At 37.8% G+C, this 25,958-nt stretch carries 22 protein-coding genes; 13 read left to right on the top strand and 9 right to left on the bottom strand.

The window, feature by feature from the left end; translation table 11 throughout:
• Positions 1-12 precede the first annotated feature (12 nt).
• The 5 genes from gnd (at position 13) to gntK (ending at position 6,079) form a co-directional block, all read left to right on the top strand.
• Positions 13-912 carry a phosphogluconate dehydrogenase (NAD(+)-dependent, decarboxylating) gene (gene gnd, locus C1A06_RS05120; protein WP_101689168.1) on the top strand — a complete coding sequence of 300 codons (900 nt, stop codon included), beginning with the start codon at positions 13-15 and terminating at the stop codon, positions 910-912.
• Positions 913-1,142: 230 nt separating this feature from the next.
• Positions 1,143-2,465, top strand: coding sequence for a gluconate:H+ symporter (locus C1A06_RS05115; protein ID WP_101689167.1), 1,323 nt, complete (start codon positions 1,143-1,145; stop codon positions 2,463-2,465).
• A gap of 10 nt (positions 2,466-2,475) precedes the next feature.
• Complete coding sequence (locus tag C1A06_RS05110) at positions 2,476-3,780, top strand: OprO/OprP family phosphate-selective porin (RefSeq protein WP_101689166.1); 1,305 nt, start codon at positions 2,476-2,478, stop codon at positions 3,778-3,780.
• Between the two features lie 100 nt (positions 3,781-3,880).
• Positions 3,881-5,530, top strand: coding sequence for a SusR family glycan utilization regulator (gene susR, locus C1A06_RS05105; protein WP_101689165.1), 1,650 nt, complete (start codon positions 3,881-3,883; stop codon positions 5,528-5,530).
• A 21-nt stretch (positions 5,531-5,551) separates the two neighbouring features.
• Positions 5,552-6,079 (top strand): gluconokinase, encoded by a 528-nt coding sequence (gene gntK, locus C1A06_RS05100; protein ID WP_101689164.1) that lies wholly within the window; start codon positions 5,552-5,554, stop codon positions 6,077-6,079.
• Between the two features lie 72 nt (positions 6,080-6,151).
• Here the strand turns inward: gntK and C1A06_RS05095 are convergent, their stop codons facing one another.
• On the bottom strand, positions 6,152-6,778 hold the full coding sequence (locus C1A06_RS05095; protein ID WP_101689353.1) for a ribonuclease H1 domain-containing protein: 627 nt from the start codon (positions 6,776-6,778) through the stop codon (positions 6,152-6,154).
• 133 nt (positions 6,779-6,911) lie between these two features.
• Here C1A06_RS05095 and C1A06_RS05090 point away from each other — a divergent pair, with 133 nt between their 5' ends.
• The 4 genes from C1A06_RS05090 to C1A06_RS05075 are packed head-to-tail and all read left to right on the top strand — an operon-like array spanning position 6,912 to position 10,522.
• Positions 6,912-7,676: a 5'-nucleotidase C-terminal domain-containing protein gene (locus tag C1A06_RS05090; protein WP_145996345.1), complete on the top strand. Its 765-nt coding sequence runs from the start codon at positions 6,912-6,914 to the stop codon at positions 7,674-7,676.
• Positions 7,677-7,684: 8 nt separating this feature from the next.
• Positions 7,685-8,500, top strand: coding sequence for a bifunctional metallophosphatase/5'-nucleotidase (locus C1A06_RS05085; protein WP_101689162.1), 816 nt, complete (start codon positions 7,685-7,687; stop codon positions 8,498-8,500).
• Positions 8,501-8,518: 18 nt separating this feature from the next.
• Positions 8,519-9,775, top strand: coding sequence for a nucleoside permease (locus C1A06_RS05080; protein ID WP_101689161.1), 1,257 nt, complete (start codon positions 8,519-8,521; stop codon positions 9,773-9,775).
• A 27-nt stretch (positions 9,776-9,802) separates the two neighbouring features.
• Positions 9,803-10,522: an SGNH/GDSL hydrolase family protein gene (locus C1A06_RS05075; RefSeq protein ID WP_101689160.1), complete on the top strand. Its 720-nt coding sequence runs from the start codon at positions 9,803-9,805 to the stop codon at positions 10,520-10,522.
• 32 nt (positions 10,523-10,554) lie between these two features.
• On the opposite strand, the gene mfd is transcribed toward C1A06_RS05075, so the two are convergent.
• Positions 10,555-13,899: a transcription-repair coupling factor gene (mfd, locus tag C1A06_RS05070; RefSeq protein WP_370738361.1), complete on the bottom strand. Its 3,345-nt coding sequence runs from the start codon at positions 13,897-13,899 to the stop codon at positions 10,555-10,557.
• A gap of 157 nt (positions 13,900-14,056) precedes the next feature.
• Here mfd and panB point away from each other — a divergent pair, with 157 nt between their 5' ends.
• Both panB and C1A06_RS05060 read left to right on the top strand, forming a co-directional pair.
• Positions 14,057-14,875: a 3-methyl-2-oxobutanoate hydroxymethyltransferase gene (gene panB, locus C1A06_RS05065; RefSeq protein WP_101689159.1), complete on the top strand. Its 819-nt coding sequence runs from the start codon at positions 14,057-14,059 to the stop codon at positions 14,873-14,875.
• 276 nt (positions 14,876-15,151) lie between these two features.
• Positions 15,152-17,191: a DNA topoisomerase 3 gene (locus C1A06_RS05060; RefSeq protein WP_101689158.1), complete on the top strand. Its 2,040-nt coding sequence runs from the start codon at positions 15,152-15,154 to the stop codon at positions 17,189-17,191.
• A 27-nt stretch (positions 17,192-17,218) separates the two neighbouring features.
• On the opposite strand, the gene C1A06_RS05055 is transcribed toward C1A06_RS05060, so the two are convergent.
• The 4 genes from C1A06_RS05055 to C1A06_RS05040 form a co-directional block, all read right to left on the bottom strand.
• Positions 17,219-17,884 carry a hypothetical protein gene (locus C1A06_RS05055; protein ID WP_145996344.1) on the bottom strand — a complete coding sequence of 222 codons (666 nt, stop codon included), beginning with the start codon at positions 17,882-17,884 and terminating at the stop codon, positions 17,219-17,221.
• A gap of 103 nt (positions 17,885-17,987) precedes the next feature.
• Positions 17,988-18,971, bottom strand: a complete 984-nt coding sequence (locus C1A06_RS05050) for a beta-ketoacyl-ACP synthase III (RefSeq protein ID WP_101689156.1) — start codon at positions 18,969-18,971, stop codon at positions 17,988-17,990.
• A gap of 76 nt (positions 18,972-19,047) precedes the next feature.
• A complete protein-coding gene (gene rpmF, locus C1A06_RS05045; protein ID WP_101689155.1) occupies positions 19,048-19,233 on the bottom strand; it encodes a 50S ribosomal protein L32 in 186 nt (61 codons plus the stop codon).
• A gap of 35 nt (positions 19,234-19,268) precedes the next feature.
• Positions 19,269-19,841 (bottom strand): YceD family protein, encoded by a 573-nt coding sequence (locus tag C1A06_RS05040; RefSeq protein WP_101689154.1) that lies wholly within the window; start codon positions 19,839-19,841, stop codon positions 19,269-19,271.
• A gap of 220 nt (positions 19,842-20,061) precedes the next feature.
• On the opposite strand from C1A06_RS05040, the gene C1A06_RS05035 reads away from it, so the two are divergent.
• Together C1A06_RS05035 and C1A06_RS05030 are read left to right on the top strand one after the other, a co-directional pair.
• Positions 20,062-20,622 carry a helix-turn-helix domain-containing protein gene (locus C1A06_RS05035; RefSeq protein ID WP_101689153.1) on the top strand — a complete coding sequence of 187 codons (561 nt, stop codon included), beginning with the start codon at positions 20,062-20,064 and terminating at the stop codon, positions 20,620-20,622.
• A gap of 149 nt (positions 20,623-20,771) precedes the next feature.
• Positions 20,772-23,336: a heavy metal translocating P-type ATPase gene (locus C1A06_RS05030; protein ID WP_101689152.1), complete on the top strand. Its 2,565-nt coding sequence runs from the start codon at positions 20,772-20,774 to the stop codon at positions 23,334-23,336.
• A 68-nt stretch (positions 23,337-23,404) separates the two neighbouring features.
• Here C1A06_RS05030 and gpmA read toward each other — a convergent pair whose 3' ends face one another.
• From gpmA to tsf, 3 genes are all read right to left on the bottom strand, one after another.
• A complete protein-coding gene (gene gpmA / locus C1A06_RS05025; RefSeq protein WP_101689151.1) occupies positions 23,405-24,151 on the bottom strand; it encodes a 2,3-diphosphoglycerate-dependent phosphoglycerate mutase in 747 nt (248 codons plus the stop codon).
• Between the two features lie 72 nt (positions 24,152-24,223).
• Entirely contained in the window at positions 24,224-24,985 is a 762-nt protein-coding gene (gene yaaA / locus C1A06_RS05020; protein WP_101689150.1) for a peroxide stress protein YaaA, read from the bottom strand.
• A 103-nt stretch (positions 24,986-25,088) separates the two neighbouring features.
• On the bottom strand, positions 25,089-25,913 hold the full coding sequence (gene tsf / locus C1A06_RS05015; protein WP_101689149.1) for a translation elongation factor Ts: 825 nt from the start codon (positions 25,911-25,913) through the stop codon (positions 25,089-25,091).
• Between the last annotated feature and the right edge of the window lie 45 nt (positions 25,914-25,958).

The raw sequence follows: 25,958 nt of genomic DNA, 5'->3' as shown, positions 1-25,958 counted from the left end.
AACGTCGCAAACATGAAAATAGGATTTGTAGGATTAGGCAAAATGGGCGGTAAAATGGTCGAGAGACTCCTTACTAAAGGTCATGAAGTAGTAGTTACCGATCTGTCGCAATCGATGATTGCAGAAGCTCAATCGAAGGGAGCAATTGCTGCTAGCGGGTTGAAAGATCTTGTCAGCAAACTGGAAGGTCGCAAGATCGTCTGGCTAATGGTTCCTGCCGGAAAACCAGTAGAAGATAATATAGATGAGTTACTTGGCTTATTGAATCCAAAAGATATCATCATTGACGGAGGAAATAGCTATTGGCGTGAGACTGTTGACCGCAATAAAAAAGTACAAGAAAAGGGAATCTATTACCTCGATTGCGGAACAAGCGGAGGTGTATGGGGGTTGCAAAACGGATACTGCCTGATGTATGGTGGCAACAAAGAAGCTTGCGAATACACCGAACCAATTTTCAGATCATTAGCTCCTGATAACGGATACATATATTGCGGTGAAAGCGGAGCCGGACATATGGCTAAGATGGTTCATAACGGAATTGAGTATGGTATGATGCAAGCTTATGCCGAAGGATTCGAAATAATGAAGAATTCACCATACGATATTGATTTGGAGAAAATATCACGCACTTGGATGCACGGATCGGTTGTTCGTTCGTGGTTATTGGATCTGATAGGTAATGCCTTGGAAGGTAACGAAGAGTTGGAAGGGATCAAAGATTACGTAGCTGATAGTGGCGAAGGCCGTTGGACTGTACAAACTGCTATCGATTTTGATGTTCCGGCACATGTTATTACGGCATCTTTATTTACTCGTTTCGAATCGCGCCAAAAAGAATCATATGCAATGAAGCTAATTGCTGCGATGCGTAATCAATTTGGTGGTCACGAGATCAAAAAAGTAGATTAATATGATTAGTATTAAATTACACAATCTAGATTATTCCTCGTTTTAATACAAACATAAAACACTGATAAACAACAATAAGAATTCAGAATAAGCAAATAAAATTCTAGGTAAAGATCTAGGTAGTCCCCTTAAAACATCTTTGTGAAATATACCTTTACAAATAACCTTTAAGGGGATTTTAGCTTATCCTCGAAAGTCTTTCGAAACACATAAATCTAAATTTTAATATCATGAGTTTTCTAATTATCGCTTTATGCTTACTACTGCTCGTAGTACTCATATCCTACTTCAAAGTAGATGCTTTTCTTGGCTTTATAGCCATATCTATTATTGCCGCCATCTGTTTAGGAATTCCTCTTGGAGATATACCTAAAGTTGTTGATCAAGGTGTAGGTAATATCCTCGGTGAATTGACCCTTATTATTGTCCTCGGAGCCATGCTCGGTAAACTTGTTGCGGCTAGTGGTGCAGCTAAGAAAATTGCAGATGTAATGGTTCATCTTTTCGGTACTAAACATATCCAATGGGGATTGATGTTAACCGGTTTCATTGTTGGTATACCATTGTTTTATGGCGTAGGATTCGTTCTACTTGTTCCTATTATCTTCTCTGTTGCATATCAATACAAATTACCTACTGTATATATCGGACTTCCAATGCTTGCCGCTCTTTCGGTAGCACACGGATTCTTACCTCCTCATCCATCTCCAGTTGCATTGACAGCCATGTTCCATGCAAATATAGGGATCGTACTTATTCTCGGAATTATTATTGCTATTCCGGCTATCATCATAGCAGGACCGATCTACAGTAAGACACTGAAAAACATTAAACATGGTCCGCTAAAATTATTCAATAAAGACGAAATAGTTAGCGACGAATATTCAGCTCCAGGTAAAGCAAATAGCTTTGTCAGTGCAACTATTCCAGTATTCTTGTTGATCATCGTAACTGCAATACCATACGTATTCCCTAACATGAGTGAAGGTGCAAGCAGTTTATTTAAATTGGTTGGAGCTCCATCTGTAGTGATGTTCATTGCTTTGATCTTTGCTACATATTCGTTAGGACTTCGTCAAGGTCGCTCGATGAGCAATATTATGCATATCTATGGTGATGCAGTAAAAGATATCGCCTCTATCCTATTGATCATTGCCGGTTCGGGTATCTTCAAGCAAGTAATGGAAACAAGTGGAGTAAGCCTTGAGCTTGCCAGCGCTATGGAAGGACTTTCAATTCATCCACTTATCCTAGGTTGGTTGATCGCTGGTATTCTTAGAGCATGTGTGGGATCGGCAACAGTAGCAGGTCTTACAGCGGCAGGTGTTATTATGCCATTGGCTATGCAAGCAGGTGTAAACCCGAACCTGATGGTTCTTGCACTTGGAGCAGGTAGTTTGATGTTCTCACACGTTAATGACTCAGGCTTCTGGCTATTCAAAGAATATTTCAACCTGAGTATCAAAGATACACTTCGTTCGTGGTCGGCCATGGAGGTCATCGTCGGTGTTGTTGGACTAGCAGGTGTTTTAATTCTTAATATGTTTATCTAATACTATTACTATGAAAAAATTAATATTAATATCAGCTATCAGCCTATTAGCATCAACTAGCGCTTGGGCACAAGCAAATACTGCAGAGGAAAGTAAGCCAAAATCGAAATGGCACCTTACTTACGACAATAAATACAAGCTAAAGTTCTTTGGGCGTATATCGGCCGACGGAACATTTTACAAAGGGACAGACTATCAGAAAGTGGGTAATGGTACAACAATCTCGCAATTAGCCTTTGGGGGTATCTTCTCATTCGGCGAAAGAATAGAAGGTAAGTTCGAATTAGACTTCTCGAACGGATCGATTACCCTACTCGATAACTTTGTCACGTACAAATTCACAAACGAATTTGGTCTGCGAGGAGGTAATATTCAGGAATCATTTTCGATGGATTTACTCAATTCATTCAAAGACCTATCGATGATGAACCGCGCTCAGGTTGTCAATGCATTTGCTCCTGGTCATCATCTTGGTTTACAAGCTGTATTCGAAAATAAACAATGGTTATTGAATGCAGGCGTACACTTCCAGCGTTCGATGAATAGCAGTCAAAAAGACAACTACGAAAGCAATTATAAGAAAGGACAAAACGAGGGTATGTCATATACAGCACGTGCCGTTTGGATGCCTCAAACTGAAAGCAAAGACAGAGGAATCCATCTGGGAGTAGCAGGATCATATCGTACTCCTAAAACTGATGTATCGAAAGATGCAGAACCGAATATTGTTCGCTACAATGCATCAGAATCGACAATAAATAAAATCAAATTCTTGGATACTGGTATTATTAACGATGTAGACTATAGTTTGTTAGCCGGAGCAGAAATAGCAGGATATTATGGTCCTGCAAAGTTCCAGGCTGAATATATTCATAATGGTGTTGAGCGTAAAAATGATTTGAAGAGTGAAAGCTTCTCGGGATTCTATGTTCAGGCTTCGAGCTTATTGTTTGGAGGGAAACAAGATTATAACAATTCCCGAGGGGCATTCAACTCACCTATCGTAAGCAACAAAGGCGATCTGGAATTGGTAGCACGTTTCGACCGCATTGATCTAAATGGCACGAATATCAAAGGTGGTTCGTCCAACCAATATACTGCAGGTTTCAACTACTACCTCAACGAAAATTTAAAACTACAATTCAATTATTCATACATCACACACGACAAATATGCAAATGGAGCTGGTACTGCAGCTATAGGATATGACGCAGAAGGTAATTTAGCATATTCGCCAGCCGATGTAGATCTTTCGAAAGGTAAACCTAAAAATAACTACAGTAGTTTTAATTTTAGATTTCAATTGAGATTCTAAAACATTTGAAGGCGATTAGTTCATCCATAGATTGACAAATAACTTTTAGAGAAATATTTATTATATTTATATCTTTAATAGTAACCTTTCCGATCTGAATATGTATTACAAACTTATCATATACACAGTCTTATTGTTGAGCGCTTTTTCGTTAAGTGCTCAACAATTGGATAATAACAGTCAGTTAAAAGAATTGGATAAAACCATAGATAACAGCCTATTATATATTAACCAGAAATATGATAAGATAAACTATCTAAAGCAAATTCTAAAGGTTGAGTCCAACTCGAATAGAATCTACAATATCAGATATCAGATAATCGAAGAGTATAGCAATTTTCAGGCTGATTCGGCTTTCAAATACATAGCACTAAATAGGCTACTAGCTCAAAAAAATAATAGTAAGGATCAAATACTTAGCAACAGACTTCAGTATGCTTTCGTTACGGCACAATCAGGTTTGCTCAACGAATCCGAATATGTATTAAAGTCATTACAATCTCAACTTCCACAATTCTCTCCCAGCCAGAAATCTGAATATTACAAACATTGTGAAAGATTATACATGAATCTGGCAGAATTCACTCAAAAGACACATTTAGAAGACTTCTATAGACAAAAGGCCTATCAGTATACCGATTCTATACTGATGTTTACCAATCCTGATTCGGAATATTACGATCTATACAGCTTCAAAAATGCATTTTATGACAAAGATTTAGAGAAGTCTAAAAGTAGCATCAAGAACTTTATTCTCAAAATCGATACTTTATCGAATGATGCTGCACGTGGATATTATCATCTTTCGGAAATATATCGTGCCGAAGGCGATAAGTCGAAAGAGTTGCAATACCTTATTAAATCGGTAAATGCTGATATCAGAAGTGCAGTGAAACAGAATCGTTCGATGCGTGTTCTAGCTCAAATTTTATATGATGGAGGTGATATCAAAAGAGCATATAAATATCTTCAGATATCGCTTAATGATGCTAATTTTTACAATACACGATTGCGGAATACACAGGTAGCAGAGGCAATGCCAATAATTGAGAAAGATTACCAGATACAACGTAATGAGCAAGAATTCAGGCTGAAAGTTGGTCTTCTTATCATTGCTACTCTTTTCGTAATAATCTTGTTGTTTAGCATTTATCTACGTAAGAAAAGAAAAGAACTGGCCGTAGCCCGCAAAGAGTTATTGCTTAGCAATGAAAGCCTAACAAGTATTAACAAAGAAATAAACAAAAAAAACAGTGAGTTGCAACAACTTGCAACAAAGCTGAAAGAATCGGATCAGATCAAAGAAAAATATATAGGTCACTTCCTAAAACTATGCTCGACTTATATTCAAAGTATCGGTGATTACAAGAAGCTGGTCAACAGAAAAGTCAAAGCCGGACAATTCGAAGATCTTCACAACATGACTTTGTCGAATACTCAGTTAGCCAATGAATTTAAAGATTTCTATCGTGAGTTTGACAAAGCATTTCTCAATATTTTTCCAAATTTCGTTGACGAGTTTAACAAGCTGCTTCGTGAAGATCAGCAATTCTCACTAAAAAAAGAAGATCTGCTGAATGCCGAATTGCGTATATTTGCTCTTATCCGTCTGGGTATAAAAGATAGTTCGCAGATAGCCGATTTTATGAATTATACGCCTGTCACTATCTATTCATACCGAACGAAAGTGAAAAGCAGAGCGATTAATAAAGACACATTTGATCAAGATATTTTACAAATAGAACGTTAACCATATAAGATTGATAATTCCATGGACAAGAAAAAATGCAGTTTTGTATTTATGGGTGTTTCAGGCAGTGGTAAATCTGCAGTTGCCGAAGCCGTAGCAAAACAATTAGACGTACCTTTCCTCGACGGAGATTTTCTCCATCCGAGAAGTAATATAAATAAAATGGCAGCCGGTCATCCTCTGAATGATGAAGACAGAGCTCCGTGGTTAGAAGCCATGAACTCGGCTATCTATGCTATGCAACGTACGCACAATGTATCTATACTTGTATGTTCGGCATTGAAACGAAAATACAGAGATGTGCTTCGTAAGGATAACAAAGGCCTGCATTTTATCTATCTGAAAGGAGACTTCGATCTGATTGCCGAAAGGTTGAAAGGTCGTCAAGGGCACTTCTTCAAGACTGAAATGCTAAAATCGCAGTTTGAAGCATTAGAAGAGCCTCTGAACAATCATAACGATGTGCATGAGATTGACATCAGTAAACCTTTAGATGAAGTTGTAAAGAATTGCCTTGAACGTATAAATTATGTTCTGAACAAAGATTAATCTTTCAGCTATACACAAAATAAAAGGGTTACTTCGCGAAGTAACCCTTTTTAGTAATCTATATATATATATTTATTTTCTTCCGAAATCGGCTGGAATTTCGCCCCACTTATCAGTTTCCCATTTTATGATCTGTGTTGTATATGTATTTTCGCGAAGCCATTTCTCGGCGCGTTCTATCATATAAAACAAAGACTCATTTTCGGGTACTCGCTCCAGTTTCGTTTTACATTTCTTATCTTTTACCCACTTGATTGCATTGCGACTATCAGAATATATAGGGATGTTGAATCCTTTTTGCTTCAGCAAAGCCAGACCGTGTACAAGAGCCAAGAACTCGCCAACATTGTTTGTTCCCATCTCGAATGGTCCTTGACGAAAAACTTCTTCACCAGTCTTGACATAAACTCCACGATATTCCATATCGCCAGGATTACCACTACATGCAGCATCTACCGAAAGGCTGTCTTTTACAATTTCGGCAATCGAGTTGATCGATACCTTTTTTGTTGCAGCTGCATTTTTACCTACATAGCTCCATGGATTATCATTGTATGCACGTTCGGCTTCTTCTTTAGTCGAAAAAGACTTGTATATCGCACCATCATATCCGTCGATCTGTGCTTTACATTCATCCCAAGTTTTATAAACTCCCGGAACTACCCCATTCCAAACTACGTAAAATTTCTTCTTTGCCACAGCTGCTATTCCATTTTTTGAAGAACAAAGATAATCAACTTTAAGCCTTTTGCAGAATTTCAAAAACAGATTTCGTCAGGCATACGTATCTAAGGATTTATTTTATACCTTAGCTGTGATAATCAAACATAAAATGAAAAAACATATATACATCCCCCTAACATTGCTATTAGCATGGAATTTAGCTTCATGTAAATCAGTTAAACAATCCCCTCAAATTGCTTATATAAAAGGTGAATATGTTGCAGTAACAGCAACAAATAATCCCGATCCTGAACTGAAACAATACATTGATGGATATAAAATGCAGCTGGATGCTCAAATGAACCGTATAGTAGGACGTACTGATAAATACATGACTACCGGCGCACCGGAAAGCTATCTGACCAATCTGGTTACTGATGCGATGACTCAAATAGATACGAAATACACCAATGGAAAAACTGTCGATCTGGCATTTATGAACGTACATGGTATACGCGCTCCATTTGCACAAGGAGATATTACTCTGGGCGATGTATTTTCTGCTTTTCCATTCGAAAATACTTTGAATGTATTAGAAATAAAGGGTAAATATCTGAAAGAAATATTCGATGCCATAGTAGCCAAAAGTATGGTAGGTGTGTCGCATAATGCTAAAATTGAAGCAAAGAACAAACAAGTCGTTTCAGTACTTATTAACAACAAGAGCATTGAAGATGAAAAAGTCTATACTATTGTTACGCTCGACTATCTAGCCGATGGTAACGATGGCATGACTGCTTTTACCAAAGCAGAATCGAATACGAACACAAATATCTCGCTTCGTGATTATATGCTTGACAACTTTGAGAAACAAGCTAAAGCAAACAAACCTATCACTTCGGTATTGGACGGACGTATAACTATTTTAAATTAAGCAGTACAATGAAACTTAAATATACATTTTTATTGGTATTTCTATTCTCTTCTTCATTAATATATGCCCAGAAGAAAATAGTTCTTCTACATACGAATGATACACATAGCAGAATAGAGGCGATACCGGCAACCGATCGGAACAACCCGAATATGGGTGGTGTAGTGAATCGTAAAGCTGTTGTCGACAGTATCCGACAAGTTGAAAAGAATGTACTATTGCTGGATGTAGGCGACTTTGTTCAAGGAACGCCCTATTTCAATCTATTTCACGGCAAAGTAGAAGCCGAATCGATGAACATGGTTCGCTACGATATAGGTACTTTGGGAAATCATGAGTTCGATTATGGTTTGGATACACTAAAGAAAATAATTCAAACCTTAGATTTTCCAATTATTGTTTGTAATTACGATTTTACAGGTACAGTGATGGAAGGTATGACAAGACCTTATATCATGAAAGAAATCGATGGAGTAAAAGTCGGATTTATGGGACTAGGATGCGATCCCGCGGGATTAATCCAAAAAGACAAATACGAAGGTATGAAGTACACACCGAGTGCTGAGGCGGTAAACAAATATGCACAGATTCTGAAAGATAAAGAAAAATGTGATATCGTGGTTTGCATAAGTCACAATGGTTTGAATCCGGACAAAGAAATTGCAGCACAATCTAGAAATATAGACATCATCATTGGAGGACATTCACACAGCTTCATGAAAGAACCTGCTCTGATAAAAAACAGTGAGGGTAAGGATGTATATATCTACCAAGTAGGCAAAAACGGAGCGTATATAGGAAAAACCGAAATCATCTTAAAATAACAACTTAAATACATATCTATGAGTGTAAAACTTCGATTAATAATAATGAACTTCATTCAGTTCTTCATTTGGGGAGCATGGATGATTACCGTTGGAGTTTATTGGTTCGATACCAAACAATGGAGCAGCGCCGAGTTTGGAGCTATCTTCTCGACAATGGGTATAGCTTCTATATTTATGCCTACAATTTGTGGTATCATTGCCGACAGATGGATTAATTCCGAAAGATTATACGGAATACTTCACATTTTAGGCGGACTTACTTTTCTAAGCATTCCTTTTATCGAAAGTCCTATTACTTTCTTCTGGGCTATATTATTGGCTATGATATTCTATATGCCAACATTAGCACTATCCAATTCGATCGCTTATAGTGTATTGGACTCATACAAATTGGATACAGTTAAGCACTTTCCTCCTATCCGTGTATGGGGTACTGTCGGATTCATTGCTGCCATGTGGTTTACAAACCTTTCGGGAAATAAAGCTTCCGAAAATCAGTTTTACATTGCAGGTATAGCAGCCGTTTTCTTAGGTATATATGCTTTAGTTGCTTTACCTAAAAATCCGCCTGCAAAATCATCTACCGAAGGAAAAAGCCTTTCTCAATTGCTTGGTCTTGATGCATTCAAATTGTTCAAGCACAAACAAATGGCTATTTTCTTCCTCTTCAGTATGCTATTAGGAGCTGCTTTACAATTAACAAATGCATATGGAGACACATATTTGAGCGACTTCGCTAAAGTTCCCGAATATGCCGACTCATTTGTAGTGAAATATTCGACAATTATTCTATCTATTTCTCAAATATCAGAGACATTGTTTATCCTTGCTATACCTTTTTTCCTAAGCCGCTTCGGGATCAAACGGGTTATGCTGATGAGTATGGCCGCTTGGGTATTACGATTCGGACTGTTCGGCTTCGGGAATCCGACAGACAATCTATGGATGATCATTCTATCGTGCGTTGTTTATGGTATGGCATTCGACTTCTTCAATATATCCGGATCTTTGTTTGTCGAAAAATCGACAAGCAGCCATATCCGTTCTTCGGCACAAGGATTGTTTATGATGATGACAAATGGTTTTGGTGCAATTATAGGTAGCTGGACTAGTGGAATTCTGATTCAGAATTACTTTACTTTAGTTGATGGAACAAAAGACTGGTATCATATTTGGTTAAGCTTTGCAGCATATGCTCTAGTTATTGGTATTGCATTCGCTTTCTTATTCAAAGACACACATACCATTAATGAAGAAAAGGTTGTAGAATAATATTAGTAAATCAAAACAATCTAGATAATGAAAAAATCTGCTTTCAGTAATTTGATATATTCTTTATTTTTTATTTCAACATTTATTTTTGGTTATTCATGTGTCGAGAAGAGTAGTATTGAGGTTAAGTTCAACGATCAAATTAATCTAGCTAGATACGAACAAGCAAATGCAGAATTAAGAGCAGAAATGAAAGATACAATCAAACTCATTTTTATGGGCAACTCAATAACCGAAGGTTGGGTCAATACACATCCCTCTTTCTTTACAGAAAACAACTTTTTGGGTAGAGGTATTGGGGGACAAACTACTCCACAGATGCTCTCCAGATTCAGAAGAGATGTAATAGAGCTAAAACCCAATGCTGTATTAATCAATGCAGGGACGAACGATGTTGCCGAAAATACGGGGAAATATGATCCGGACTTCACTCTCGGAAACATAAAATCGATGGCAGATATGGCGCGAGCAAATGATATTCAAGTAATTCTCAGCTCAGTTTTACCTGCAAAATCTTTTGGATGGAACCCATCTATCAAAGATGCTCCTGAAAAGATTAAGGCTCTGAATGAAAAGATTAAAGCTTACGCCGAAGAAATGAATTTTCTTTATATTGACTATTATTCTGAACTTGAAGATGGTAATGGAGCTCTAAAAGCTCATTTTGGGGATGATGGAGTACACCCGAATGCCGAGTGCTATACGCTTATGGAACAAATAATCTTATCTACTCTGAATACAAAATAAATCCAAACACATAATAATAAAATAGCCGTTCATTACTGAGCGGCTATTTCTATATTTGATATTTCGGTCAACACATTGCAGGCCATTTCCACCGAGTCGATATTCACAATACTAACCCAACGCTTGTTATTCTTCTCTTTCAATTCACACTGACGATGATGCGCTTGTACATACCCCAGCAGTTTATCAAAAGCTATTGACTGATAATATGGAGATTCATTATTCGGAACAAGGAACAGACTCATTTTACGATTTTTCAAGACAACTTTCTCGATCCCAAGCGAACGAGCTAGCATACGCAGACGTACAACACGAATCAATTCTCGTCCTTCTTTAGGTATTGCACCAAAACGGTCTTCAAGACGCTCTACAAACTGTATAACATCCAATTCGCGTTCCATATTATCCAATTCGCGATAGAGCGTTATCCGCTCCGAATCATTCGGAATATAAGCAGCGGGAAACAGTAGTTCCAAGTCGCTTTCTATTTGCACATCTTCCACAAAGTTATCTCCGGCAATTTTTTCATTTTCTTTAGCTGCATGATAAACGTCAACAAACTCTTCATTTTTCAGTTCAGTTACAGCTTCATTCAAAATCTTCTGATAAACTTCATAACCAAGGTCGGCTATAAAACCGCTTTGCTCGGCTCCCAACATATTACCTGCACCGCGAATATCCAAATCCTGCATAGCAATATGAATACCATGTCCAAGCTCCGAGAAATTCTCGATTGCCTGCAAACGACGACGTGCTTCCGGCGTGAGTGAACTCAATGGAGGTGCCAGCAGATAAGCGAATGCTTTTCTATTGCTACGCCCTACCCGACCTCGAAGCTGATGCAAATCGCTCAACCCGAAATTTTGAGCATTATTGACGATTATCGTATTCGCATTCGGAATATCGATTCCCGATTCAACGATAGATGTTGCAATCAGAACATCGTATTCGTAATTGATGAAATCAACAATTATATTTTCCAACTTAGCAGGTTCCATCTGCCCATGTCCTATAACGATACGCGCATCTGGGACTTCTCTTCGGATTACTTCAGCTATATCTTCAATATTCTTTATACGGTTATTGATCATAAAGACCTGACCGTTCCGGCTCATTTCAAATTCGATGGCTTCTTTGATGATTTTCGGATCGAAAGTATGTACTTCGGTCTGAATAGGATATCTGTTTGGCGGCGGAGTAGTTATCGAAGACAAGTCGCGCGCACCCATCAATGAGAATTGAAGTGTACGCGGTATAGGCGTTGCCGTCATTGTCAGAGTATCGACATTAGCTTTTACCTGTTTCAGCTTCTCTTTGACTGCGACACCTAATTTCTGCTCTTCGTCGATTATCAACAATCCAAGGTCTTTGAACTCCACATCCTTTCCAACAATACGATGTGTACCGATCAAAATATCAACCTGACCTTCTTTCAATCTCTTAAGAATATCTTTTATCTGATTAGCTGTACGCGCACGGCTGATATATTCTACTTTGCATGGAAAGTTTTTCAAACGCTCTTTGAATGTCTGATAATGCTGATATGCCAATACGGTTGTAGGAACCAGTACTGCTACTTGTTTATTATCTGTCACAGCCTTGAATGCAGCACGGATAGCAACTTCGGTTTTACCGAAACCAACATCACCACAAATCAAACGATCCATTGGTTTGCTGTTCTCCATATCCTGTTTCACTTCGGCTGTAGCTTTCATCTGATCGGGCGTATCTTCGTAAATAAATGAAGCTTCCAGCTCGTGCTGCAAGAAAGAATCTGGTGAAAACTGGAATCCTTCTTCCTGCTGACGTTGTGCATATAGCTTAATCAAATCACGGGCAATATCTTTTACTTTCGATTTAGCCTTATCTTTGATGCGATCCCAAGCTCCACTTCCAAGTTTGCTTACGCGAGGTGCTTCGCCTTCTTTTCCGCGGTATTTCGATATTTTATGCAGAGCATGCAATGAGACGAAGATCGTATCATTATTCAAATAGGTTAGTTTGATTAGCTCTTGCATTTTACCGTTAATATCGCTGCGAACCAATCCACCGAACTGCCCAATACCATGATCAATATGTACGATATAATCGCCAATCTGGAATTGTTGCAATTCTTTCAGTGAAAGGGCAAATTTGCCAGATCTTACTTTATCCGATTTGAGGTTGTACTTGTGATAACGATCAAATATCTGATGATCGGTAAAGCAGCAAATCTTCAATGTTTCGTCATAAAAACCTTGCGACAGTGTTCGTTCAACTGGTGTAAACTGAATATTATCGCCACGATCTTCGAAAATTGCTTCGATACGTTTGTGTTGCTTAGCACTATCACTGAGAATATATATTTTATAACCTTTGCTGATAAAGTCTTTAAATGATTCGCTGATCAGATCAAAGTTTTTATGGAATGATGGTTGAAAATCTGTCTTAAACTCAATCGTAGCATCTGCTGTTCCATATGTCTTAACTCCAAAGTGAATCTGATGAAATGCGGCCATCTTAGACAAGAAAAAGTCCTTATCAATCAGTTTTTCCTGAAAATTGGCATCGTATTCGGGGTTATCTAAAATTGGAGTCTCTGTATAATTTGCATCTATCCGTTCGGCCACCCAAGCAAAGTCTTTGAATCCGAAAATTGTATTTGCAGGTAACAGACTGAGTAAAGACTCACGATCCAGATCGGACCGTTGCATATCAGGTATTATCTGAATAGCATCCATCTTCTCTTTCGACAGCTGCGTCTCAATATCAAATGTACGGATCGAACTGACTTCATCGCCAAAGAAGTCGATACGATATGGATATTCGCACGAAAATGAGAATACATCCAAAATACTACCACGAATAGCGTATTGCCCTGGTTCGTACACATAGTCTACATATTCGAATTGAAGCAGGTCGAGCATCTCGGAAATTGTCGTACGATCCGCTATTTTATCGACTGAAAGATGAATCGTATTTTTATCCAGCGATTCTTTCGAAGCTACCTTTTCGCCCAAAGCATCGGGATAAGTAACAATAATCAAACGTTGATCATCGGATTGAAGCTTTCCTAAAACCTCTGTACGCAATATTTCTGATGCACTATCAATCTGACCGTACTTGATTGCACGTTTGTATGCCGAAGGAAAAAAGAAAGCTTTATTAGTACCCAAAATCTGCATCAAGTCCTGATAGAAATAACCTGCGCTTTCAATATCGTTGAGTACATATACAAAGCATTGAGGCAATTTATTGAACATCCCTGCCGCAAAAATGGCATCGGACGAACCTTGCAAACCTTTGACAAATATATTCTGATGTTTCGTCGCTACGGCAGATGCTGCCACAATATTTTTATGAGCGTCGAAAACTTGTTGTAATTCGGATAATTTCAATGTAGTAGCTGATAAATATTTCGAGTTGCAAAATTAATAAAATAAGTCCATTATGCCGAATCGTCTCAATCATTAATCAGATTGATGAAAGTAATATAATGTCTTTTCTGATATTAATTTCTTAACTTTGCACACGCTTAACTAAAAAAATAAAGAAATGTCTACTTATACAGAAGATACTCGCAAAGTTACCACTCAGCGTCTCAAAGAGATGAAGCAACGTGGTGAAAAAATTTCGATGCTTACGGCTTATGATTTCTCTATGGCTTCGATTATCGATCAGGCTGGAATGGATGTTATCTTAGTTGGTGACTCGGCTTCGAATGTAATGGCCGGAAATACGACTACACTGCCTATGACTTTGGATCAGATGATCTATCATGCAACATGTGTCATGCGTGCCGTAAAACGCTCGCTGGTAGTTGTTGATATGCCTTTCGGCACATGCTCGGGAAATCCTATTAAATCGTTGGAAGCTGCTATCCGTATTATGAAAGAATCGGGTGCTGATGCCGTAAAAATTGAAGGTGGCGAGGAGTTGATTTTTGACATTAAAAAGATTATCGATGCAGGTATTCCTGTAATGGGACATCTTGGATTGATGCCTCAATCGATCAACAAATACGGAACATACAACGTACGTGCAAAGGAAGAAAGTGAAGCTGAAAAGCTAATCAGCGATGCTCGTATGCTAGAACAAGCAGGTTGTTTTGCAATTGTTCTTGAAAAAATTCCATCAGAATTAGCTAAACGTGTTGCAGCCGAAGTTACAATTCCTATCATTGGTATCGGTGCAGGTGCAGGTGTTGACGGACAAGTTTTGGTGATGCACGATATGTTGGGTATCAACAAAGATTTCTCCCCTAAATTCCTTCGTCGTTATGCTGATCTGCATACAGCCATCACTGATGCTGTGCAAGGTTACATCAAAGATGTAAAAACACTTGATTTTCCAAACGAAAACGAGTGTTACTAATATAAGATATCCTAGTCTGAAGAAATTCAGAATACTTTATCAATATTGAAAGATAAACAATATTCTGATATAGAAAATGACAAGGATAGAAAACAACGGAAAACTTGTAGTAAAGTGTTACTTTTTCAAGTATAATTTATCTTTGGGGCGAAATTATTTTCGCTCCAAGTTTTTCAGAAAAGAAACAGATTCGAATAATCTCTAAAATCTGTACACAAGTGTTACTTTTTTAGTGTTTAACCCTTTGCTGAAAACAAATTAAATAAACAACAAAATATGAAAGTCTGTATAGCCGAAAAACCAAGTGTTGCACGTGAAATAGCTACCGTATTGGGGGCTGATGCCCGCCGTGACGGATATTTCGAGGGCAATGGCTATCAGGTGACATGGACTTTCGGCCACTTCTGTACACTAAAAGAGCCTCACGAATATACGCCCGACTGGAAGCGTTGGTCTCTGAATATGCTACCTATGATTCCACCTCGTTTCGGTATCAAACTGATTGAGAACGATGGAGTCGCAAAACAATTCGGAGTTATAGAAAAACTGATTGCTTCGGCTGAAGAAGTTATCAATTGTGGTGATGCCGGGCAAGAAGGCGAATTGATTCAACGTTGGGTGATGCAAAAAGCTCAATGCAAAGTACCCGTAAAGCGACTTTGGATTTCGTCTTTGACTGAAGAATCTATCCGCGAAGGTTTTCAGAAATTACGTGAGCAAAGCGACTTCGACAAGCTTTATGAAGCAGGTCTTTCGCGCGCCATTGGCGACTGGCTGTTGGGCATGAATGCAACACGCCTTTATACGGTTAAATATGGGCAGAATCGGTCAGTTCTATCCATTGGTCGTGTGCAGACTCCTACCCTCGCTTTGATTGTAAATCGTCAGTTGGAAATAGAGAACTTTGTTCCCGAGGCTTATTGGGAATTGAAAACTATTTACCGAGATACGACATTCTCGGCTACTAAAGGACGTTTCTCGACTCAGGAAGAGGGAGAACAATTTCTCGAAGAAATCAAACAGTCCGATTTTGAAGTAACTGATGTTACCATCAAAAAAGGAGAAGAAGCTCCTCCCCGCTTATTCGACCTTACAGCTTTACAGGTTGAGTGTAACAAGAAGTTCGCTCTATCGGCCGAAGATACGCTAAAGACTATACAATCACTTTACGAAAAGAAGCTAACTACCTATCCTCGTGTAGATACAACATTCTTGAGCGACGATTTATTTCCCAAAATCCCGTCAATTATGCGAGGTCTAGCAGGATACGAAGAACTGGTTAAGCCCGTTCTGGCTACTAAGATCAAGAAGTCGAAAAAGGTTTTTGATAACGCTAAGGTTACGGATCACCATGCAATTATTCCTACGGGAGTTCGCGCCAACAATATAACCGAAGCCGAACGCCGTGTGTATGATTTGGTAACACGCCGTTTTATTGCTGCCTTTTATCCCAACTGCCAGATATCTACAACTACAGTATTGGGAGATGTAAACAAAGTAGGTTTCAAGGCTACGGGTAAACAAATATTGGATGCTGGATGGCGTGTTGTATTCGAAAAGAATACAACTGCTCAAGAAGACGAAAATGTTGACGATGATGACAAGGTTCTTCCATCTTTCGAAAAAGGAGAATCGGGACCACATGATCCCAGCCTTCAAGAAAAGTGGACACAACCGCCAAAATACTATACCGAAGCAACGCTGCTTCGTGCTATGGAAACAGCAGGCAAGCTTGTCGACGACGATGAACTCCGCGACGCTCTGAAAGAGAATGGCATTGGTCGCCCTTCTACCCGTGCAGCTATTATCGAAACACTATTCAAACGTAATTATATCCGCAAGGAACGTAAGAATCTGCATGCAACACCAACCGGTGTTGAACTGATTATTACAATTAAGGAAGAATTACTCAAATCAGCTGAGTTAACTGGTATTTGGGAGAAGAAACTTCGTCAGATAGAGCGTAATGAGTACGAACCTCGTCAATTCATTGATGAGTTGAAGGAAATGCTTATCCAAATAGTGAATAACGTCAAACTAGATAGAGAAGGAAGTATCAGTATTCAAGAGCAGGTAGTAGAAGAGGTTAAGAAAGCTCCGAAGAAAAAGCCTGCAACTAAAACAACAAAAAAAGCCAAACCTAAAATAGATTTGACTTGTCCTATATGTGGTAAAGGAACTATATTAAGGGGTAAAGCCGCTTATGGCTGCTCAGAGTGGAAAAATGGATGTCAATTCCGTCTCTCTTATGATGAAGCTAAAGCTGAACTTACAGACGAAGAGTTAAGCAATCTACTAGTTGGTCTGAAGTCTTAAACATCAGACTAAATATTCAGGACCAGATTACTTACTAAAGCGATATATGACATTACACCATACAATTGTATCCTTAGCTGCCATATCACTCAAATCTTCAGCAAAGCCGAATTTTTCAGCAATTAGACTATTAGTCAACAATTTATCTTTTGTAAATATAGTACTATCTCTAAGGACTTTAACTGTATCCTTTTTAGGGGCAAGAATAATCGAATCTTCATAGAAGTAATAGTATGCAAATCCGCTATGATAATGAATATCTGACGGCGATGTTCCCAAACCTGCAAAAAACTGTTTTTTGCTTCCATTATCGTTAATATCAATAAAGAGTGAGTCATTTCGGAACTCATACTCTGTAACAAGCTGTCCAATAGTATCTTTCGTATTGATATATGTCACATGGTTATCAGAAAATTCATAACTGATAGCTCCTCCTTCGAAGCGATCTTTATCGGCATTAAACTGACTTCTAAAATATCTATTCATTATTGCTAGTTTCAAACTATCCATATTTTGAATTGAATCTCCACCGATATTAACAGTTTTCACCCCTTCCTTTGATCCGTAATAGATCGCTAGGTCAGATAAATCACTTTTAGAAAAACGTACTAGACGATTTTCACTATCACTCATACAACTGTAAGCGAATGGCAAAATCAGTACAGCTAATAATATATATTTAAGTATTTTCATATAGCTATTTATTAATCTGCTCTAAAGATAAGTCTTATTTGCGAAAACGAAAAGAGAGCATCTATCTAATGCTCTCTTCATAATATTTTTTAGCTAATATCTATCAATATGCCCATTTTAGGTAGACAGATCCCCATGTGAACCCAGCTCCAAAAGCAGTCAGGATGATATTATCACCTTTTTTCAATTTAGATTCGTTCTCCCATAAACATACTGGGATAGTTGCAGCACTTGTATTTCCATACTTTTCGATATTCACAAGTACTTGATCATCAGAAAGCCCCATTCTACGGCCAACAGCTTCGATAATACGAATATTTGCCTGATGAGCAACAAACCAATTCACATCACTATTTGTCAGATTGTTGCGCTCCATAATCTCTACAGAAGCATCGGACATTCTAGTTACTGCATTCTTATATACAGCTTGTCCTTCTTGATATACATAGTGCATTTTCTTCTCTACCGTTTCTTTCGACGAAGGATAAGCAGAGCCACCACCATACATATGCAAATGACTTACACCTTTACCATCGATATGTAGCAAGCTATCTATTACTCCTACATTTTCTGTTGTAGGTTCTAGCATAACAGCTCCTGCAGCATCACCAAACAATGGACAAGTTGTACGATCTTCGTAATTAGTAATTGAAGTCATTTTATCTCCTCCAATTATAACAACTTTTTTATAATTGCCTGATTTTATGAAATTCGAACCGATTTCTAGTGCGTATATAAAGCCTGAGCAAGCAGCCTGAATATCGAATCCTAGGGCATTTGCTATGCCACAACCTTCAGCCACTAAAGATGCTGAAGATGGGAAACTATAATCGGGAGTAGTTGTTGCAAATATAATGACATCTACTTCTTCAGGTTTTGTATTGGTCTTTTCCAATAATTTCTTAACAGCATCAATTCCAAGAACAGAAATACCTTGTCCTTCTCCTTTCAGAACGTGACGTTCTTTGATACCAACACGCGACATGATCCATTCGTCATTTGTATCAACTATCTTTGACAACTCTTCGTTTGTCAAGATTGCTTCAGGAATCGAGGCACTAATACCAGTTATTGCAGCATGTACCATCTGTAGTTTTAGAGTTTATCGTTAATAAAAATGCCCTAATTTTGATCTTAGGGCCTTTGAAAGTTTCTTCTATTTCTTATAGAGAAACTCCTTTTTCGATTGCAATTTTACCTCTGTAATATCCACATTCTGGACATACTGTATGGAAAACATGCCATGAACCGCAATTTGAGCATACAGCTAATGTAGGAGCTACTGCAGTATCATGAGTTCTTCTTTTTCTTGTTCTAGACTTTGATTGTCTACGTTTTGGATGCGCCATTTTATTTCTATTTTATTTAGTTATATTCAAATATATTATTTATCGTCTTCAAAGCTCAGGTTCTTCAAAGCATCCCATCTTGAATCTGTTTCGTCCGAATCATCAATATCTATTTCAATATCATCATCCGAATCTTCATCTTTAGTGTCGGTTACTTTATGTCTTTTCAGCTTAGCGGCCATTGTTTTGTTACACTCGCCTGCTGGATGCACTCGTTTCATCGGCAAACTCAAAACGATGAACTCGTATAAGAACCAAGCTATATTAACCTCTCCTTCTTCTTCCGGAATAGTCATTATTTCTTCGCTCTCTTCTGCATACTCTTGTCCGAATTTAATAACCAGATGATTTTTAGTATCAACCTCCATAGTCACATCATCAAGACAACGATCGCAAGGAACATTTACTTTCCCTTTAATAGCAAAATTCAAATCAAATGTCGTAGAACTGCGTTTCAAATCGACTACAACATCCAATTTCCCTTTTTTCAGGTCATTATCCTCGTCATTGAGCAATGTAAAGAAACTATCATCCAATTTGTAATCGAATGTATGTTTACCTTCTGACAGTGACCGTAATACTATTTTAAATTCGCTAAATCTTCCCACTTCGCTTTTTACATAACAAAGAACGGCTGCAAAGATATATCTTTTTTTTCACATACAAACAATTGTAAAGTCTAAAAATTTGCTAGTTATCCTTTACATCTCCTTTATTCGTTCTAAGAATCTATTGTTTGACTAAGAATAATATTTTACAAATATAATCATTCTAAATAAGCTTTTGTAACAAAAATGATTTATCTTAGAATCATAGATTAATATAGTTATGAATTTTTATATAAAAAACATGGTCTGTCCACGCTGTATCATGGCTGTGCAGCAGATTTTAAAAGACCTTGATATAAGTATCAGCCACATTCAGTTGGGACTAGTTGTTACTGATCATGATTTGAACGACGAAGAAACTAAAACATTCTCTGACAGATTGGATAATATTGGGTTCGAACTTCTCAATAGTACACAACAGCAAACTGTAGAACAGATAAAGAAAACAATTATTGAAAGTATTCAACATTCGAATTCTGATCAAAGTATCGTCTTCTCCGAATTACTTTCTGAAAAACTAAACAAAGATTATTCGACTCTTAGCAAATTGTTTTCGGCAACCGAAGGTATTACGATTGAACAATATGTTATTTTACAAAAAGTAGAGCGTATAAAAGAACTTTTGAGTTATAACCAGATGACGTTAAGCGAAATTGCATTTGAGATGGGATATAGTAGCGTGGCACATATCTCATCACAGTTCAAAAAGATAACTGGTATGACACCATCTCAATTCAAAAGTCAAAGTCATTCTCTACGAAAGCCAATAGATAGTTTATAAAATGATACAAGGGGTGATATATCGCCCCTTTATTATTAATTATGCCAAACTAAATAGTCGCGAGCCGAATCATATAAATCATAACCATAATTATATAATCATTTTTCCCTACTTAGGTATGATCTTTGCATATATGAAATAAACACAATATGGCAAAATCATACATTTCAAATTCAAATCAGAAAAATAAACCAGCATTTTCTGCTAAAAATTTGTCGTTTGCAGGAAAAGATAAAACTACAACGGTTATTTATCGTGTAGAGGGTATGACTTGTGGTAATTGTTCTGCTCACGTACAGAAAGCATTGATAGCCCAAAAAGGTGTTATCGATGCAAAAGTTAATTTAAACGAAGGTTTAGTTTCGATTGAATATTTATCGGATCTTACTTCACCTCTAACATTGAAACTTGCTGTCGACGAAGCTGGCTATAATATGATTATTGGTGAAAAGGAGCATAACAAGAATACAGAGGTTGAGAAACAAATAGAAGATACGGAAACAAGCTCTGATAAAAAGGCAACTAAGGTTCAATTTCCAGTTTTGGGAATGACTTGCGCTTCTTGTTCAGCTCACGTTCAAAAAGCATTATCTGCCCAAAAAGGTGTACAAAACTCCTCTGTCAATCTCGCAAACAATACTGCATACATTGAGTACAATACTGATGAAACTTCTCCAGAACAACTAAAGAAAGCCGTAGAGGATGCAGGATACGATCTTGTAATAGAAACTGAGGATAAAGATAAAATACAAGATATCAGGTCGAAAGAATATAAAAGATTAAAAATAAATTGCTTTTCGGCCCTTGCTTTGGGTCTACCTCTTAGTATCATTGCAATGTTTTTTCATACGATGCCCTATGCCAACTATATAATGTGGGCATTAGCGACACCAATCGTTTTCATTTTCGGAGCACCATTTTTCGTAAATGCATGGAAACAGCTGAAGCATCACACTTCAAATATGGATACGCTGGTTGCTCTCAGCACTGGAATAGCATATCTGTTCAGTGTCTTCAGCACTCTCTTCCCCGAAGTATGGACCGATCGGGGCTTAGATGCGCACGTCTATTTCGAAGTATCAGGCATCGTTATTGCATTTGTGCTTTTAGGACGCTTCTTAGAAGCTAAAGCTAAACATAGTACCTCGAATGCAATCGAAAGCCTTATAGGTATACAACCTAAAACTGCGACAGTGATCAGAGACGGCAAACCAAAGGATATTCTGATAAGTGAAATCGCAGTCGGAGACATTATTCTAGTCAAAGCAGGAGAAAAGATTGCAATCGATGGAACAATTACCGACGGACACTCTTTCGTTGATGAAAGCATGATTAGCGGTGAACCACTTGCGGTAGAAAAAACAGCGGGGGATAAACTTTACAGTGGAACTATCAACCAATCAGGGAATCTACATTTTCGTGCGGAAAAAGTAGGAAAGGATACTCTTTTGGCACAAATAATAAAAACAGTAGAAGAAGCGCAAGGTAGTCGCGCTCCAATACAGAATATGGTAGATAAAATTGCATCAATATTCGTTCCTACCATTGTTATTTTATCCATCCTCACATTCGCAGCATGGAGTATCTTTGGACAAGATAACAACATTTCGCAAGGTTTACTTTCAGCAGTTACAGTATTAATTATTGCTTGTCCTTGTGCTTTGGGACTAGCTACACCAACAGCCATCATGGTAGGAATTGGACGTGGTGCAACGCAAGGTATTCTCATCAAAGATGCAGAAGCCTTAGAATCCGCATTAAAGGTTACTAGTATAGTTCTTGACAAAACCGGAACAATAACAGAAGGTAGACCGCAAGTCAATAATATCCAATGGTATAATCACAATCAAATAGACAAAGACATATTATACAGTATCGAATCGTATTCCGATCATCCTTTGGCTCAAGCGATTATCGACATTATTGGTAATAGCTCCAAACTTCTAACCGACATAAAAGTATCTAATCTTCCGGGATTAGGTCTTGAAGCTGAATACAAATCAAGAAAATATTTTGTAGGAAGTATTAAGCTTATCAAAAACAATGGCATTGACTTTTCAGCCGAAACACAAACATGGCTATCTTCAAAAGCAAATAATGCCAATACCACTGTCTACTTTGCTGACGATAGCCGCATCATAGCTTCGTTGGCAATTTCAGACATGGTCAGATCAACATCAAGATCTGCTATTGGGAAACTTAAATCAATGGGATTGAATGTATACATGCTGACTGGAGACAATCAAAACGCAGCAGAAAAAGTAGCATCTGAAGTTGGAATCGAACACATAGCTGCAAGTGTCCTTCCTACAGAAAAAGCTAACTTTATAAAATCATTGCAAGATAAAGGTGAAGTTGTTGCTATGTTTGGAGATGGTATTAATGATAGTGCTGCTCTAGCAACGGCCGATCTAAGTATAGCAATAGGGCGTGGCAGTGATATTGCTATCGATGTAGCACAAATTACCATCATGTCATCTGATCTGAATCTTTTAGCTAAAGCGATCAATTTATCAAAGGCAACAGTCAGAACCATCCATCAGAATCTGTTCTGGGCGTTTATCTACAATATTATAGGAATCCCTCTTGCTGCAGGTATCCTCTACCCCATCAATGGATTCCTGTTAAACCCGATGATTGCTGGCGCGGCTATGGCTTTAAGTTCGATCTGCGTAGTAACGAATAGTTTGTTATTGAAAGCTAGAAGAATATAGAACAAACACTAAAAGAAAAGCCCGAGTTGTATAAACTCAGGCTTTTTTCCTTTATAAGAATTATCTTATTATTTTTTCTTTCCTTGATTAGCAACTGCATCCATCAATTTTTTGATTTCTTCAGGATCGCCTAGGAAATAATCTTTAACAAGGTTCAAGTCATCATCAAACTCAAATACATAAGGAACTGCTGTAGGCAAGTTCAAGCTTACGATATCTTCGTCTGAAATTCCTTTTAGATATTTGATAATACCACGCAAACTGTTACCATGAGCAGCTACAATAATATCATCGTGGTGCATCAAAGATGGGTAGATTTGTTCTTCCCAGTATGGAAGAATACGTTCTACTGTATGCACTAGTGCCTCTGTTTCAGGAATATATGCTTTAGGAACATCTGCATAACGAACATCTTGAGAAGCCGAACGCTCATCAGATGGATCAAGTGGTGTAGGTGGAACATCATAGCTACGACGCCAAACCAATACTTGCTCATCGCCATATTTTTCTGCAGTCTCAGCTTTATTTAAGCCTTGAAGCATACCATAATGTTTTTCGTTCAATCTCCAAGATTTTTGAACCGGAATCCAGTCAAGATCCATTTGATCAAGAATATTGTTCAATGTTTTGATTGCACGTTTCAAGTATGAAGTATAAGCCAAAGTAAATTTGAAGCCTTCTTTTTTCAATAATTGACCTGCATCAATTGCTTCTTGCAATCCTTTTTCCGATAGATCAACATTTGTCCATCCTGTGAAACGGTTTTCTTTGTTCCATACGCTTTCTCCGTGGCGTATCAATACTACTCTTTTCATCTAAATATTATTTGGTTTTAATTTTATTGCGTGGCACAAAGTTAGCTAAAACAGTTGAATTTAAGCATATTTTTAGCGAATAAATATCCACTCCGAATCCGATGATAATTGTGGAGCAAAGTGGTATCCTTCTGTATCGAAACCTTTCAGATCTTCAACATCTGTCAGTCGGTTCTGAATTATATAACGAGACATCATTCCACGAGCTTTCTTTGCATAAACTACAATTTGTTTTGGTCCTTTTGCAGTTTCTTGCATGAATATTGGAGTAATGATTTTTGCGTCTTTTGGCAAAAGTTTCTTATTGATAGCCTTCGAATATTCTTTAGATGACAGATTAATCCAAGTATTATCATCTTTCTTCATACGATCTGCCATATATCGACTGATCGTTTCTGTCCAAAAATCATAAAGATTTTTTCCTCTCTCGTTTACTAAAGGAATGACCATCTCAAGTCTATATGGCTTAATCAGGTCCAAAGGCCGTAATACGCCATACAATCCCGTTATATGCACTAAGTGCTCTTGAGCAAAATCAAGATCTTCATCCGACATTGTCCAAGCATCCAGACCCTGATAAGCAATTCCGTTATAAGCAAAAATAGCTTGACGTTTAGGAGTACGAGGAAGTGAGAAGCCATGAATATATTGATATACATCGTGTCCCATCTTCGGATTGATCTTCATCAGTTGACTTATTTCCTGAGGAGTCACTCCTTCCATCGAACGATAAAGTTCATTTGCCTCTTTTTCAAATAAAGGATCAGTGCTTTTTGTTACGCTCAATGGAGTCTCAAAATCCTGCATCTTTGCAGGCGAAAGTGTTATAATCATATTTTATCTTAGATTTGAATTTATTCAAATATATAAAAAAAGTGCAACCCCATAAAAGGTTGCACTCTCTATGTATGATTGAAATAAACTATTTCTAAATCAATTATTCTGCATTCAAAGTGAAACGTTTGAATCCTACAACTGCAAGTTCTTTATCAGCAGAAGCTAGATATTGAGCAACAGTTTGCTTAGGATTTTTAACGAATTCTTGTTGAAGTAGAGTATATTCTTTATAGAATTTTTGAAGAGCGCCTTCAGCGATTCTATCGATCAAGTTTTCTGGTTTACCAGCTTCACGAGCTTTTTCTTTTGCAAGATTAAGTTCGCGTTCTTTGATTTCTTCTGATACTTCTTCTGGAAGGATAGAAACCGGATTCATTGCTGCTACTTGCATAGCAACGTCTCTTGCTACTTCAGCATCAACATTTTCTTTATTGAAACCTACGATTGAAGCAAGTCTGTTTCCTGGGTGAATGTAAGCTACAACAGTTGGAGCTGTTACTGTTTCGTAAACACCAAGTTCCATTTTTTCGCCAGTGATACCCATACGATCTGTAACCAACTCAGCAATTGTACGTCCATCGATAACAACTGCATTCAAAGCATCAAGATCAGCAGGCTTGTTAGCTACAGCTGCATCAAGAATTGTAGTAGTCAAAGCAACGAAATCTGCGTTGATAGCAACGAAGTCAGTTTCACATTTCAATGCTACGATTGCACCAAATCCGTTTTCTACTTTTGCAAGAACACATCCTTCTGAAGCATCACGATCTTCACGTTTTGCTGCGAAAGCTTGTCCTTTTTTACGAATAATTTCAATCGCTTTATCGAAGTCTCCTTCTGCTTCTGTCAGCGCACTTTTACAATCCATCATACCAGCGCCTGTTAGCTTGCGCAAGTGTTGGATATCTGCCATTGTAACTGCCATATCTTATATTTTTATATTGTTTATAATATTTCTGACTTAAAATAT

It is taken from the genome of Dysgonomonas massiliensis (genome assembly GCF_900240225.1).
Taxonomy (GTDB): Bacteria; Bacteroidota; Bacteroidia; order Bacteroidales; family Dysgonomonadaceae; genus Dysgonomonas; species Dysgonomonas massiliensis.
Note: the sequence above shows the minus strand (reverse complement) of the source record. Positions and strands in the feature narration are given on the sequence as shown.